Here is a 12,752-nt window from a genome sequence, read left to right on the forward strand (position 1 = left end):
TGATTAAGTCAGAAGTTTCTATTTAAGGAGAAGTTGTGGTTGAAGTGGTAGCAAAAGATAACGAGAGATTTGAGAAGATGACTGCAGCGCTGGTAGCGGCGCTGGAGGATAAAAAAGCACAGGATGTTCTGGTGATTGATGTGCGCGGACGCTGTGATTTTGCTGATCGGTTTGTCGTCGCTAGTGGCCGTTCAGGTCGCCAGATTAAGGCGCTATCCCAGTCTGTATCAGAAGTGGCGCACGACTATGGGCTGCCAGCCAAGGTGGAAGGGCTGGAGGCGATGGAGTGGCTGCTGGTTGATATGGGGGACATTGTTGTACACCTCTTTCTGCCTGAAGTACGTGAGAGCTTTCAGCTTGAGCGGTTGTGGCGTGTTCCTCACAAGGATACTGACGCAGCATCGTGAAGTTACGCCTGCTGGTAGTCGGACGCGGTTCTCGCGAACTCTCCGATTTCGAGGACCGTTTTCTCGAACGGTTGAAACCCTTTGCGCCCTGTCAGGTTGTCGAACTACCGGAGGGGCGTGGTAAGCAGGTCTCCCAGCGTAAGCAGGAGGAGGCGAAGCAGATTCTGAAACAGGTTAAGCCGGGTTTTGTACTCTTTGATGAGCACGGCTCGTTGCATGGTAGTAAACAGTGGGCCTCTTATATGGCGAGGCTACCCGGTGATGCGCAGCAGGATTTTGTCATTGGTGGTGCTGATGGTGTTTCCGATGAGGTGCGCAGAGCCGCCGGAGCCTGTTGGAGCCTTTCCAAACTGACACTGCCGCACCAGCTGGTTCGGGCCATGGTGCTTGAGCAGCTATACCGGGCATTTACCATTATTCAGGGCCATCCTTACCACCGCGTATGAGATATCGCTGGCGTTTTTCCCCTCTTATTCTGTTGGTGCTGTTGCTATCGTGCTCTGCAACGGATGAGGCTGTTGCAGCAGATGCAGTGGCCCAGTCAAAAATCGAGAAAATTAAAACTGAACGGCAGCGTTTGAACCGGGTACGTAGCCAGCTTGAGGGGCAGATGGGTAGCATCGGTCGTGAGCTGCGTAAGCTGGACTCAGCCCTGATTGAGGCGCGCAAGGCCAGTCGTAGTGTGCAGACGCAGGTGCGAACTTCAGACAAGCGACTTGCTGAATTGAAAAGGCAGCGCAGCCAGTTGCAGGCAAGCATTAAAGCGCTGAAAAAGCTGATGCTGGATGAGACCGTGGCTGCCTGGCAGCGCAGCAGTCGTTCATCGGAGTGGATGGGCATTTTTACCGGTGTGCCGGTCAGTGATATTCCACATCGTCGTTATCTGCTGAATGTGGTGATGCACTCGCAAGAACAGGATCGCCACACCTATATCAAATCGGTAAAAGAGCTGGCACAGGTTGAGATCGACCTTCAACAGCAGCGCGATCAGCTTGAGGTATTGCAGCAGCAGCGGCTACAGGTTGAACAGGAGCTGGCTGCCCGTGTGAGTGATAAACGCGGCATGCTCAATCGGGTACGCCAGGAGGTTGCCTCGAAAAAGAGCCGCGACCTGCAGCTGGCGCGTGAAGAGAAGGCGCTGCTGCGGCTGCTTGATGATATGAGTGAAGGGCTGCTGGCGATTGAGAAGTCATCAACCTCAGATCAGCAGATTCGTAAACGCAAAGGTCGTCTGAAGTGGCCACTACCGGGCAAGATCGTTGCAAGTTTTGGCTCTCGTCCTTCACCCTCGATGCCGACCCTGCAGGGGGTACAGCTCAAGCCGAAATCGAATTTTCGTGAAGTGCGAGCCATGGCAGCAGGGCAGGTGCGTTATGCCGACTGGTTCGGCGGTTTCGGGCTGATGACCATTGTTGATTATGGCGATGGCCTGCTCGGTGTTTATGCCCATAATGATGTGCTCTACAAGCAGCTGGGTGACTGGGTGGAGGAGAATGAGACGATTGCTGATGCAGGCAGCACTGGCTGGATCAACAACGTAGCCGTCTATTTCGAAATCAGGGATCGCGGCAAAGCCGTAGATCCGAAACGCTGGTGTCGGCGCTGATCGACTGGCATGCTGCTGGCTGATACAGGGATGGAGTCAGGAGCCAGCTGTGATATTTACTCAGTCTGAGCTGTAGTACGGTGAAAAGAGAAACGATAATCCACCCTGTGCAGGGTTTATGGAGAAAGGTATGTCTTTGAAGTTTCGTCGAATAATTTTGGGCGTAGGCGCTATAGCTCTACTGAGCGTGGGCGTGATGGCCTGGCAGCCGGGTAGCGATGGCTACCGTCAGGCCAATGCCGCCACCGATTATCAACAGCTGCAGAAGTTTTCGCAGGTGATGGAGATGGTGCGTCAGGCCTATGTCGAAGAGGTTAGTGATGAGAAGCTGATCGAGGGGGCGCTCTCGGGTATGCTCTTAAGTCTTGATCCCCACTCCACCTACCTTGATAAAGAGATGTACAAGCAGATGAATGTCGATACCAAGGGCGAGTTCGGAGGTCTGGGTATTGAGATTCAGTCGGCTGAAGGTGGTATTCGCATTGTCTCTCCGATTGAGGACACACCTGCTGATCGGGCCGGAGTTAAAGCCGGTGATCTGATCATCAAGATTGATGAGGATCTGGCGCGTGATATGTCGCTGATGGAAGCGGTGAAGAAGATGCGCGGTAAACCGGGCACCAGTATTATGCTGACGATATTCCGTGAAGGTGAGAATGCGCCGCTTGAGGTGAAGATCACCCGCGCTGTTATCAAGGTGAACTCGGTGAAGAGCGATATGCTGGCTCCCGGTTATGCCTATCTGCGTATTACCCAGTTTCAGCAACCCACTGTACAGCTGCTATCCAAACAGATTCGAGAGCTAAAGAAACGTGCCGGTGGCACACTCTCCGGTGCAGTGCTTGATCTGCGCAACAATCCCGGTGGCCTGCTCAATCAGGCGGTAGCTGTATCCGACCTCTTCCTTGAGAAAGGCAATATTGTCAGTACCAAATCACGGGCTGGTAAGAGCCTCTCCTTTGATGCCGAGCCGGGTGACATTCTTCAAGGGCTGCCGATGGTGGTGCTGATGAATAACGGTTCAGCCTCAGCTTCCGAAATTGTTGGTGGTGCACTGCAGGATCATCATCGTGCCATCGTGATGGGCACCAAATCTTTTGGTAAAGGCTCTGTACAGTCGGTTGTGCCATTGAACGACGGTACCGCCATCAAGGTGACCACTGCGCTCTACTACACACCGAGCGGGCGCTCTATTCAGGCTACGGGCATTGATCCGGATATTCTGGTCGAGCAGGTCGTATTGAAAAGGGATGAAGAGGCCAATAAGCGTGCCTCCAATTCGGTTTCAGAGGCCAATCTGAAAGGCCATCTCGCCAACGGCAACGGTAAAAAGAAGAAGGTGAAAGAGGAGATGGGTGAAGGGCCGAGTGAAGTGATGCAGGAACGACTGAAGCTTGATACCCAGTTGCAGCGCGCACTGGATCTGCTCAGAGGATTGCATGTACTTCGCGGTTAACGCGTTGTTAACCAAGGCTGCCAGATCCACGAACCTGATCACATTATGAGTCGTAAAAAACAACTGCCCAAGTGGTTGGCGCTGCTTCTGGTTTTGCTGCTGGGGCTACTTCTGATCATCACGATCCTGAAACCTTCAGATCAAAACAGTAGATCCGGAGTTAAGCTTAATAGCTATGTTGAGAAACCGGTTTTGCCGATCTCACCTCTGCCTGAAGTGGTGCCTGAGGTCGTGGTTGAACCGCTGGAACTGCCTCTGCTGCAGCGCGTGGAATCAGGCCTTGCTCTTGTGATTGATGATGTCGGCTATGATATGCCTGCACTGCGGCGTATTCTCAATCTCTCCATACCTGTAGCGATTGCTGTGATCCCTGATGCACCCTATGCAGAAGCTTCGGCAACGCTGGCCCATGAGCATGGTCAGATGGTGATGCTGCATCTTCCGATGGAGCCCTCATCGGAGAAGTACCGCAAAAAAATGACCCCCTATTTCCTGCATGAAAAAATGGACAGACAACTGCTGCGTGAGACCTTTCTTAAAGGGCTTGCACAGGTGCCCTATGTTGAAGGGGTCAACAACCATATGGGTTCATATCTGACCGAAAAGTCAGAATCGATGCGCTGGGTGATGCAGCTCTGCCGTGAGAAAGAGCTCTTTTTTATCGACTCCAAAACCAGCCCTAAAAGTGTCGCTGCCGATATGGCACAAGCGCTGGATGTGTCGTGGGCATCCAGACAGATCTTTCTCGATCACGATCTGGCACCCGAAGCGATGCAGGCAGCCTGGCAGAAGGCAGAAGCCTGCCTGGCCAAGGGCTATCGCTGTGTGGTGATTGGTCATCCGCATAAAGAGACGGTGGCATTTCTTGAGGCGCAGTTCAGTTCTACAGGTCTGGATTCACTGATTCCTGTTGCGCAACTGTTGCGTGGTGGCGACGCTGCGGTGCAGGCACAATTAACAGCTGAGGAGCGCTTGTAATGGCTGCGCTGCGCAGATATCTGCTGGCAGGCATTGTTGCACTTGCTCCCATTCTGGTTACCGTTGCACTGATCAACTGGTTGATCGAACTCTCTGATTCGGCGGTTGCCATGCTGCCGCCTGAATATCGCCCTGAGACTCTGTTTGGCGTTGATATCCCGGGGCTTGGCATCCTGCTGGCCGTTCTGTTTATTATTATTATCGGCATGGTCACAACCCATTTTGTCGGCAATCAGCTGATGCGCCTGTTCAATCGAATCATGGAGCGCATTCCGCTGGTACGAACGATTTATAAGGCGACCCGTCAGCTCTTTGAGGCCACGCTAAGTGATAGTTCCAAAGCTTTTGAGCGGGTGGTCATGGTTCCATTTCCCGACAGATCAACCATGGTGATCGGTTTTGTCACCGGTGAGATGGAAGTTGCGATGCATGGTGCCCGGCAGCAGCGCATCTCGGTCTTTGTTCCTTCGACACCTGTGCCAACTACGGGCTGGTTACTCTTTGTCGAGTTGTCTGAAGTTGTTGCCCTTGATATGAGTGTGGAGGAGGGCATGAAACTGGTGCTTTCCGGCGGTACTCTGCCAGCTGTAAACAGTGAAAAAACGTGAGTTAACAACGCAGATAGAACTTGTTCCTTTTTTGAATGCCGTTACGATGTTCGCATGCTACTGAAACCTCTGATATTTGCGCTGCTGCTTGTTGTTGCACCAGCGATTTCCACGGCTGATGCGTCGAGCCTTGCCAAGGCTGAAGCGCTCATTGCTCAGGGCAAAGATCTTGCCGCAATCAGTATGCTCAAACGCGCAGTCGAAGAGTCCCCCGATGAGTATCAGGCCTGGTTTCTGCTGGGCGTGACACAGGCACGAAAGCGTCATTTCGATGATGCCATTGCCGCCTTTGGTAAAGTTGCTCAACTGCAGCCTGAACTTGCTGAACCGCATAATAATCTGGCTGTGATCTATAATGAGATGGGCAACCTGACTGCGGCGGTCAGGGAGCTGGAGGCATCGCTCAAACTTAATCCTGATTATGTCACCGCCCATGAGAATATCGGTGACCTGTATGTCAAACTTGCGGCGCGGGCGTATAAAGATGCACTCTCCAAGCAAGAGAATGCTCAGCTCAGGAACCGTTATGAGAACCTGCTGCGTATTCGCAAGCCTGCGACAGTGAAACAGACCACGACGGAAAGATTGGTTGTGGATAAAAAAGCTGAGAAGGTTGAAAGCCCGGCTGTTGTATCCTCCCCCTCTGAGCAGGCACTGGATGCCATCGAGGTCTGGCGTAGTGCCTGGAGTAGTCGCAATCTTGATGCCTATTTCGCCTCCTACGCCGCCGATTTTGATCCCGGAACTAACTTCGATTCACTTGAAGAGTGGAAAGTCTATAAGCGAGCGGTGATCAGCAAGCGCAGCTTTATTAATGTCAGCATCAACAACATCGTGGTAAGTGAAATTGCGCCCGGAGAGATCAAGGCCGTATTTTTGCAGAATTTTGTCGCTGACTCGTTCCAGAGCAGTAACCGGAAAGAGCTGCTGCTGAAGAAGGTCGGAGAGAGCTGGAAAATTGCGCATGAAATCTCAAATTAATCTTTTTTGTATGCTTCTGCTCGCTAGCCTGTTGGCCATGCCGATGGCAGCTCAGACTGAACCCGATCAACTGGCTTATGCCTCGAAAATTCTCAAAGAGGGCAGCCACTCGGCGGTTCAGAACCTCTCCCATCAGGAGCGTACCATTCTGCAGGCAACTGCAGCCCTGAAAGGCGATCACCCCAGTGAAGCGCTTGTGCTGCTGGATTCAGCAAAAAGCAGGGACCCGCTGGTTGCGCTGCTTGAAGCCGAAGCGCATCGGCAGCAGGCGATCCATGCCATGCGTGAGGCAGGCAGTTTTGCTGACAATATAGGTCAGGGAGAGATGCTGGCCTCAGCGGATCTCAATCGTGGCCTTGGTGAGGCCGATGCCCGGCTGAACTCCTTTATTGATAAGGTTAATGAGGTTTCAGGCAGTCCCCTCGATATTTTGCTGACCGGACCGGATGTGGAAAATGTTTTCATGTTCGATAAGGCACGTAACCGTCTCTATATCTATCAGCCGGATGCAGATGGGCAGTTAAAGAAAGTCGCCGATGAGTATGTGGTTACAGGTTCTGTGGCGGGGGATAAGCAGCGTCAGGGTGATGGTAAAACACCCAATGGTATCTACCGCTTCATTAAAAAACTGCAGGGCAAAGAGCTGGAGTCCCGCTATGGGCCGGTCGCTTTCCCGATTGATTACCCCAACGAACTGGACAAGCTGCACAACAAAGATGGTTACGGCATCTGGCTGCATGGTTACCCGATGGATGTGAGTCGTCGCCCGCCCCAGGATACACGCGGCTGTTTTTCGCTCTCTAACACCAGCCTGACAAAGATTGCCAGGCTGGTGAAGCTGAAGCGAAGTTGGGTGATTGCCGGAGAGAATTTCGAATTTGACCGTGATCTGGATAAACAGACGCTGCTGAATTCTGTGCAACGGGATATCAAAGCCTGGCAACAGGATTGGGCATCACTCGATAGTGAGGCCTATCTCTCGCACTATCATCAGGATTTCCGTTCCGGAAAACGTGATCTCAAAGCCTGGAAATCATACAAGCGACGGGTCAATGCCAATAAAGCATTTGTAGAGGTGAAATTCACCAATTTCACACTGATGCGTGACCCTACACGCTGGCCTGAGGGTGAGGTGGTGCTGGCTGAGTTTGATCAGTCGTATCGCTCCAGTAATTATGCAGACCAGGGCCGAAAACGCCTCTATCTGGCGCGTGACTCCAAAACCAGCCCATGGAAAATTTTGCTGGAGGAGAGCCTGAAGCGATGAGAGGGAAGCGATGAGTGAGAAGCCTGTGTCCAAAGTGGAGGATCTCTCTACGCGGCGCTTTCAGCAGTTGGCCGATGAGAATCGGGAGCTCAAAGGTTATGTTGCGGATGTAATGCAGCGCCTGCGCCAGAATGAGCGACTCTTCTCGCGCATGTTTGAGCTGGAATCGCAGGTACTCAAATCCACCGATCCCGAAGATCTCTGTTTTACTCTCTTACGTGGCCTGCGTTCGGGTTTTGAACTCGATTTTGTCCGCTTCTGGCTTGATCGCTCCAGCTTTATCGGTGGTCATAAGCTCGATTCTCTCTCTGAGCGTGATCTGGTCTGGGTGGAGAAGGATGAGATCAGGCAGATGGGCATTGGTCGTAAACCGGCCTGGTTGATTCAACTCTCTGCCGATAACGCTTTTGATTGGCTCGATTCGCAGGATCAGCATCTCGGTTCGATTGCACTGTTGCCGTTGGGTGATCCGGAGAAACCGTTTGGTGTGCTGGGTGTCGGTTCCATTGATCGCGATCGCTTTGCCCCCGATCAGAGCAGTGATTTTCTGCAGCATCTGGCTCAGGTGGTGGGGTTAACACTGGAGCATGCCGTAGCACGTGAACATCTGGCCCGCCTCTCGGTCACTGATACGTTGACCGGCAGCCATAATCGCCGTTTTCTGCAGCCCCACAGCCACCAGCCCCTTTCACAATGGTTCGGTCAGACCAAAGTCGCCTGCCTCTATGCGGATGTTGATCACTTTAAAGGTTTGAATGATCGACTGGGTCATGAGTCCGGGGATGCGGTGCTGAGCATGGTTAGTCAGGCGCTGCGCCAGCATGTGCGATCCAATGATCCACTGATTCGTATGGGTGGTGATGAGTTTGTTCTGCTGCTGCCCGGTTGCTCAGAAGCCAAGGCACGTGAAATTGCTGAAAAGGCCGTTGCTGAGGTTGCTGCCAGCACACTACTGGAGGGTGAAGCGATCAGCATCAGTATCGGTGTTGCTTTCTCAGCTGCCGATCAGGATATGGCAGTCAAACAGCTGATCGCACTGGCTGATCAGGCGATGTATGTCGCCAAGGCACTGGGCGGCAACCGCTTTGAAGTCGCCGACTCCGATTCAGCTGCAAACTAATCCGGCTCTGCAAGAGGCGGTCGAACGATTTCTGCATGAGATGGCCGATGTTCGACTGGCATCTGAACATACCATCGCCGCCTACCGGCGCGATCTCTCCCGCTTTATAGATTTCTCTGGTGATCTGCCACTAAACCAGATCACTCGCATGCAGGTACAGGACTGGTTGGTCAGTGGCCACGCTGCAGGCCTTGCCGCTTCGACACTTGCCAGACGCCTCTCTGCCCTCTCCAGCTTCTTTGATGCAGCGGTGCAGGCCCACTGGTGCAAAACCAATGTTGCAGCAGGAGTGCGCCCGCCCAAGCAGCCGAAACGACTTCCCCGTACACTGCCTCCGGAGCAGACAGCCGCTCTGATGCAGAGCAGTGACCGCAGCAGCGAACTGCGTGATCTGGCACTGCTGGCTGTGATGTACGGCTGTGGCCTGCGTGTCTCTGAAGTGGTGGGTCTGAATCTGCACGATGTTGATCTGCTTCAATTTGAACTGCGTGTGTTCGGTAAGGGTCGCAAGGAGCGCATTGTTCCGCTTCCGGAGGGGGCGGTTGACTATGTGCAGGCCTACCTTGCAGAGCGCAGCGCTGCAGCAGAAGAGCCCGCGGTATTTCTCAATCGTTTTGGCAAGCGCCTCTCTGTGCGCAGCGTACAGCGCATGCTTAAAGACCGGGCTCTGGAGAATGGGGCAGATATCTCAGTGACACCGCATCGATTGCGCCACTCCTTTGCTACCCATCTACTGGCAGGTGGTGTCGACCTGCGCGCCATTCAGGAGCTGTTAGGCCACGCCTCCCTTGCTACCACCGAGCGCTATACCCATCTCGATATTGCCAAACTCACCGAGGTTTATGATCAGACCCATCCCCGAGCCAGAAAAAAGCCGCAGTAAGCGGGTTCAGATGTTCAGGCATTCAGATAGTGATTGTATTAGACAGGTTTTATCAAATTATGACGTATCGCCAGCCGGGTAAGCTGACCCAGATCATGCACAGCCATTTTTTTATTTATCTGGGTGCGGTGGTTGGCAACTGTTTTTTTGCTGATATGAAGTCGGGTCGCGCACTCTTCGGTATTGTTACCTTTCAGGATTAACTGCAGAACCGTTTTCTCTCTTTCTGAAAGAATATCAAATGGATTGATCATCTGCTGATAAGGCACCTCAGCCAGCGCCTGCTGCAGGGATGGATCGATGAACTGTTGGCCCGCAGCAACTTCTCGTATGGCCTGAGTCAGCAGAGCCTGATTCGCCTCCATTGATAGTACCCCTTTAGCACCATTGTGAAGTGCCTCATTAACCAGCGTGAACTGCTCTCGCCAGATAATCACCAGGATTTTAACATCGGGATGGCGTCTGGTGACTTGACGGATACAATCAATGCAGCTGTATTTTCCGGAGGTGGTATCGATGACAATCAGATCGGTCTCATCTGAGTGGCAGCTCTGATAACAGCTTGGCGGAGAGCATTTTACTTGTGGTGTTATGACACTTAGATCCTCTTCACTATCCAGCAGACAGAGCAAACCATCGTGAATCAAGGTTGTCTCGCTGATCAGCTGAATCTTCATAAGCCTTAAACTCCTGCTGCTTCTATTATAGCAGCGTTGCCCTGAAATGGATGAGTATGTTTCGCAGCAGTATGCGTGCCAATCCCCACAATAAGAAGCAGGCCTGATGAATTCGGGAATTACTCCTATTCACTTAATGTAGTCAGTGGTCTTAAATAAGATAATATCTTATACGAGAGGTGGTGATGAACATCTTGATTTTGAATCAAGTGAAGTTTGTTGAGATGGCAAGATGAGTGTGACAGCTATGGTCAACAACAGGCCTGTTGTAGCTTTGGCGGGGTTGCTGATTGCGACCCTGCTGATGCTGGCCTGGACCCATCAGTCGGGGCAGCAGCTATTAAAAAATAGTACGCTGCTGGTTGATAAGGTGATGCAGTTCAGGGTGGAGTTATCTCAGGCTCACTATCTGATACATGAAGAGACAGAGGTGGATCCGTTATCTCTTGATGTGTCCTTTGTTGTCGCATTGCTGGAAAGAATCAATAAGAGCGCCACCTTTTTGCAGGGAGAGCAGGCTAAGATGGGGCGCATCTCTGGCAATATCTCTGTTGAACACCTCTCATATGAATCGATAATGAATCTGAAATGGCACGTTGATTTTTTATCCAGCTATCTTGAAACGAACGCTGAAATTCTGAATCGGGATGCCGATGAGGATTTCGTGCATGATCACCTCTTCGCATCAACAGAAACAGTTGCCAGTCAGTTAGATGAACAGGTGCATGAAGGTGTTGCCGTCAGTATGGAGAAGCAACGCAATATATTCATGGTGTTATTTGGTCTGACTCTGTTGCTGTTTACGCTGCTGCTGTTGATGCTTAACCGTAGCCAGAAGGGTCAGATCTTGGCGCTGCAACAGTCGACCAGGCTTTCGCAGGCACTGGAACACTCTGGCGAGGCGGCAATCATTGCCAGTAGAGATGGGGTCATTGAGTTTGTAAATGATGCCTTTTGCCGCATGACCGGTTATTCAGCGGAAGAGACGCTTGGTAATAATCCCAATATGTTAAGCAGTGGTAAGCAGGAGCGTTCATTTTATGAATCTTTGTGGTCTACGATCACCAGCGGCATGGTCTGGCAGGGAGAACTGATCAACCGCAGAAAAGATGGCACGTTATATCCGGCTCTGATGACCATTGCCCCCATTGTTGATGCTGCCGGAGAGACTACCCACTATGTGGCCAATCAGTCTGATGTGAGTGAGTACAAGCGACTGGAAGAGAGTTTTTATAAAGCTCAGAAACTGGAAGCGCTTGGCACGCTTGCCGGTGGTATAGCCCATGATTTTAATAATGCTCTGGCAGGCATTACCGGTAATATATATCTGTTAGACAAAGGCGAGCCCAATCTGGGCAAGGATTCGCGCAGAAACATTACAGCCATTGAGGAGATCTGTGACAGTGCTGCGACACACATTCGGCAGATCCTGAGTTACGCGCGTCAGGATACAGTGTTGATGGATTCCATTGAGTTGAATCAATGCCTTCAAAAGAGCTGTTTGATGGCAGGCTCAATGATCCCTGCCTCAATTCAATTGGAATTTATTCCCAGTGAGAATGATCTCTATGTCTATTGGAATGAGTCACAGGTGCAACAGATTCTGATCAATCTGATCAATAATGCTCAATATGCCCTGAAGGGCGTGAAGAACCCGCAGATTACGTTAAAAGTACAAATATTTAACAGTAAAGATTCTCTGCTGCGTTTGAAGCCTGAGATAGAGGAGGAGAGGCATATCTGCCTCTCAGTAAGGGATAATGGTTGCGGTATGCCAAAAGAGATCGCTGATAAGATATTTGACCCCTTCTTTACCACCAAGCCGGTTGATGAGGGAACCGGACTCGGGCTATCCATGGCTTATGGTGCTATCAAGCAGGCTGGAGGTAGTCTGATTGTTGATAGTGAGGTTGGCAGGGGAACAGAGTTCCGTATCTATCTCCCTCTCGAGTTTGAAAGGCAGGAAGAGATCAAAGCAGTAGATGACGAGGTGATACAAGGGCATGGCGAGTTGATATTAATTGCTGATGACGATTCGACACTTCTGGCGACGCAGGGAAGGGTTGTAGAGTCATTTGGTTATAGAAGTATCATCGCCAACGATGGTCTTGAGGCAGTGCATCTATTCGAAAAACATGTCGATGAGGTAGATGTCGTCATTTTGGATTTAGTGATGCCGGGTCTGACAGGTGTGGATACTGCAAAACAGATACTGTCTCTGAAGCCTGAAACCAGGATCATTTTTGCTACGGGTTACGATAAACATGATACGCTTGAGAGTAATGTCGGCTCTATAGATGCACCCGTGATTTACAAACCATGCAAATCTTCTGTCCTGAGTCAGGTGATTCATGACCGGCTCAATAAGTTAGCCCTTTAGCGTTGTCTGGATCATTTGTAGCAGTGCTCTGTTGGCTTCCGGCATCGGGTAATCGACCAGCTTGCCGACCTTTACCCAGGTATAGCTGGATTCACAGGACAGGGATTCCAGGTCATCACATTGGCAGCTGAAGAGGAAAAAATGGAGCAGGCGGTCAGGGTATTCAAAGGTGGAATCACCAAGGAACTTCCAGTCATCTCCTTCCAGCCCTGTCTCCTCAAGAAGCTCACGTTTGGCAGATATTTTGGGCGATTCACCCGTCTCAATCTTACCGCCGGGGAATGACCACAGGTCACCGCAGTGTGTATCTCTGTTTCGCTTCAGTAGTAGAAGATTGCCGTCAGCATCGAATGAGACAACAAGAGCAATGGCTTGAGACTTCATCAATC

The 12,752-nt window shown here is 51.4% G+C and carries 13 protein-coding genes; 11 read left to right on the top strand and 2 right to left on the bottom strand.

What is annotated here, in order from left to right; translation table 11 throughout:
- Positions 1 to 35: 35 nt before the first annotated feature.
- The 10 genes from rsfS (at position 36) to F3F96_RS07865 (ending at position 9,306) form a co-directional block, all read left to right on the top strand.
- The gene (rsfS, locus tag F3F96_RS07820) at positions 36 to 407 is read left to right on the top strand and encodes a ribosome silencing factor (protein WP_370465520.1); all 372 of its coding nucleotides are present in this window, start codon (positions 36 to 38) and stop codon (positions 405 to 407) included.
- Positions 404 to 853, top strand: coding sequence for a 23S rRNA (pseudouridine(1915)-N(3))-methyltransferase RlmH (locus tag F3F96_RS07825; RefSeq protein ID WP_176962682.1), 450 nt, complete (start codon positions 404 to 406; stop codon positions 851 to 853). The genes rsfS and F3F96_RS07825 overlap by 4 nt, the downstream gene beginning before the upstream one ends.
- On the top strand, positions 850 to 2,013 hold the full coding sequence (locus F3F96_RS07830; RefSeq protein WP_176962683.1) for a murein hydrolase activator EnvC: 1,164 nt from the start codon (positions 850 to 852) through the stop codon (positions 2,011 to 2,013). Before F3F96_RS07825 ends, F3F96_RS07830 begins: the two co-directional genes overlap by 4 nt.
- 130 nt (positions 2,014 to 2,143) lie before the next feature.
- Complete coding sequence (locus F3F96_RS07835) at positions 2,144 to 3,469, top strand: S41 family peptidase (RefSeq protein ID WP_176962684.1); 1,326 nt, start codon at positions 2,144 to 2,146, stop codon at positions 3,467 to 3,469.
- A 45-nt stretch (positions 3,470 to 3,514) separates the two neighbouring features.
- Positions 3,515 to 4,447, top strand: coding sequence for a divergent polysaccharide deacetylase family protein (locus F3F96_RS07840; RefSeq protein WP_176962685.1), 933 nt, complete (start codon positions 3,515 to 3,517; stop codon positions 4,445 to 4,447).
- Positions 4,447 to 5,055, top strand: coding sequence for a DUF502 domain-containing protein (locus F3F96_RS07845; protein WP_176962686.1), 609 nt, complete (start codon positions 4,447 to 4,449; stop codon positions 5,053 to 5,055). Before F3F96_RS07840 ends, F3F96_RS07845 begins: the two co-directional genes overlap by 1 nt.
- 54 nt (positions 5,056 to 5,109) lie before the next feature.
- Entirely contained in the window at positions 5,110 to 6,036 is a 927-nt protein-coding gene (locus F3F96_RS07850; RefSeq protein ID WP_176962687.1) for a tetratricopeptide repeat protein, read from the top strand.
- Between the two features lie 10 nt (positions 6,037 to 6,046).
- Positions 6,047 to 7,303, top strand: coding sequence for a murein L,D-transpeptidase family protein (locus F3F96_RS07855; RefSeq protein WP_241697724.1), 1,257 nt, complete (start codon positions 6,047 to 6,049; stop codon positions 7,301 to 7,303).
- 10 nt (positions 7,304 to 7,313) lie between these two features.
- Positions 7,314 to 8,423: a DUF484 family protein gene (locus F3F96_RS07860; RefSeq protein WP_176962689.1), complete on the top strand. Its 1,110-nt coding sequence runs from the start codon at positions 7,314 to 7,316 to the stop codon at positions 8,421 to 8,423.
- Positions 8,389 to 9,306 carry a tyrosine recombinase XerC gene (locus F3F96_RS07865; protein ID WP_241697725.1) on the top strand — a complete coding sequence of 306 codons (918 nt, stop codon included), beginning with the start codon at positions 8,389 to 8,391 and terminating at the stop codon, positions 9,304 to 9,306. The genes F3F96_RS07860 and F3F96_RS07865 overlap by 35 nt, the downstream gene beginning before the upstream one ends.
- A gap of 38 nt (positions 9,307 to 9,344) precedes the next feature.
- On the opposite strand, the gene F3F96_RS07870 is transcribed toward F3F96_RS07865, so the two are convergent.
- A complete protein-coding gene (locus F3F96_RS07870) occupies positions 9,345 to 9,983 on the bottom strand; it encodes a response regulator transcription factor (RefSeq protein WP_176962691.1) in 639 nt (212 codons plus the stop codon).
- Positions 9,984 to 10,215: 232 nt separating this feature from the next.
- On the opposite strand from F3F96_RS07870, the gene F3F96_RS07875 reads away from it, so the two are divergent.
- Positions 10,216 to 12,363, top strand: a complete 2,148-nt coding sequence (locus tag F3F96_RS07875) for an ATP-binding protein (RefSeq protein WP_176962692.1) — start codon at positions 10,216 to 10,218, stop codon at positions 12,361 to 12,363.
- Here the strand turns inward: F3F96_RS07875 and F3F96_RS07880 are convergent.
- Positions 12,352 to 12,747 carry an NUDIX domain-containing protein gene (locus F3F96_RS07880; protein ID WP_176962693.1) on the bottom strand — a complete coding sequence of 132 codons (396 nt, stop codon included), beginning with the start codon at positions 12,745 to 12,747 and terminating at the stop codon, positions 12,352 to 12,354. The two genes, F3F96_RS07875 and F3F96_RS07880, sit on opposite strands and share 12 nt — an antisense overlap.
- Between the last annotated feature and the right edge of the window lie 5 nt (positions 12,748 to 12,752).

Source organism: Mariprofundus sp. NF (genome assembly GCF_013387455.1).
Classification (GTDB): domain Bacteria; phylum Pseudomonadota; class Zetaproteobacteria; order Mariprofundales; family Mariprofundaceae; genus Mariprofundus.

Excerpts from the sequence above, each read along its gene's own strand:
- F3F96_RS07830 (WP_176962683.1), top strand. The coding sequence starts at position 850 with ATGAGATATCGCTGGCGTTTTTCCCCTCTTATTCTGTTGGTGCTGTTG.
- F3F96_RS07835 (WP_176962684.1), top strand. The coding sequence starts at position 2,144 with ATGTCTTTGAAGTTTCGTCGAATAATTTTGGGCGTAGGCGCTATAGCT.
- F3F96_RS07840 (WP_176962685.1), top strand. The coding sequence starts at position 3,515 with ATGAGTCGTAAAAAACAACTGCCCAAGTGGTTGGCGCTGCTTCTGGTT.
- F3F96_RS07845 (WP_176962686.1), top strand. The coding sequence starts at position 4,447 with ATGGCTGCGCTGCGCAGATATCTGCTGGCAGGCATTGTTGCACTTGCT.
- F3F96_RS07850 (WP_176962687.1), top strand. The coding sequence starts at position 5,110 with ATGCTACTGAAACCTCTGATATTTGCGCTGCTGCTTGTTGTTGCACCA.
- F3F96_RS07855 (WP_241697724.1), top strand. The coding sequence starts at position 6,047 with ATGCTTCTGCTCGCTAGCCTGTTGGCCATGCCGATGGCAGCTCAGACT.
- F3F96_RS07860 (WP_176962689.1), top strand. The coding sequence starts at position 7,314 with ATGAGTGAGAAGCCTGTGTCCAAAGTGGAGGATCTCTCTACGCGGCGC.
- F3F96_RS07870 (WP_176962691.1), bottom strand. The coding sequence starts at position 9,983 with ATGAAGATTCAGCTGATCAGCGAGACAACCTTGATTCACGATGGTTTG.
- F3F96_RS07875 (WP_176962692.1), top strand. The coding sequence starts at position 10,216 with ATGAGTGTGACAGCTATGGTCAACAACAGGCCTGTTGTAGCTTTGGCG.
- F3F96_RS07880 (WP_176962693.1), bottom strand. The coding sequence starts at position 12,747 with ATGAAGTCTCAAGCCATTGCTCTTGTTGTCTCATTCGATGCTGACGGC.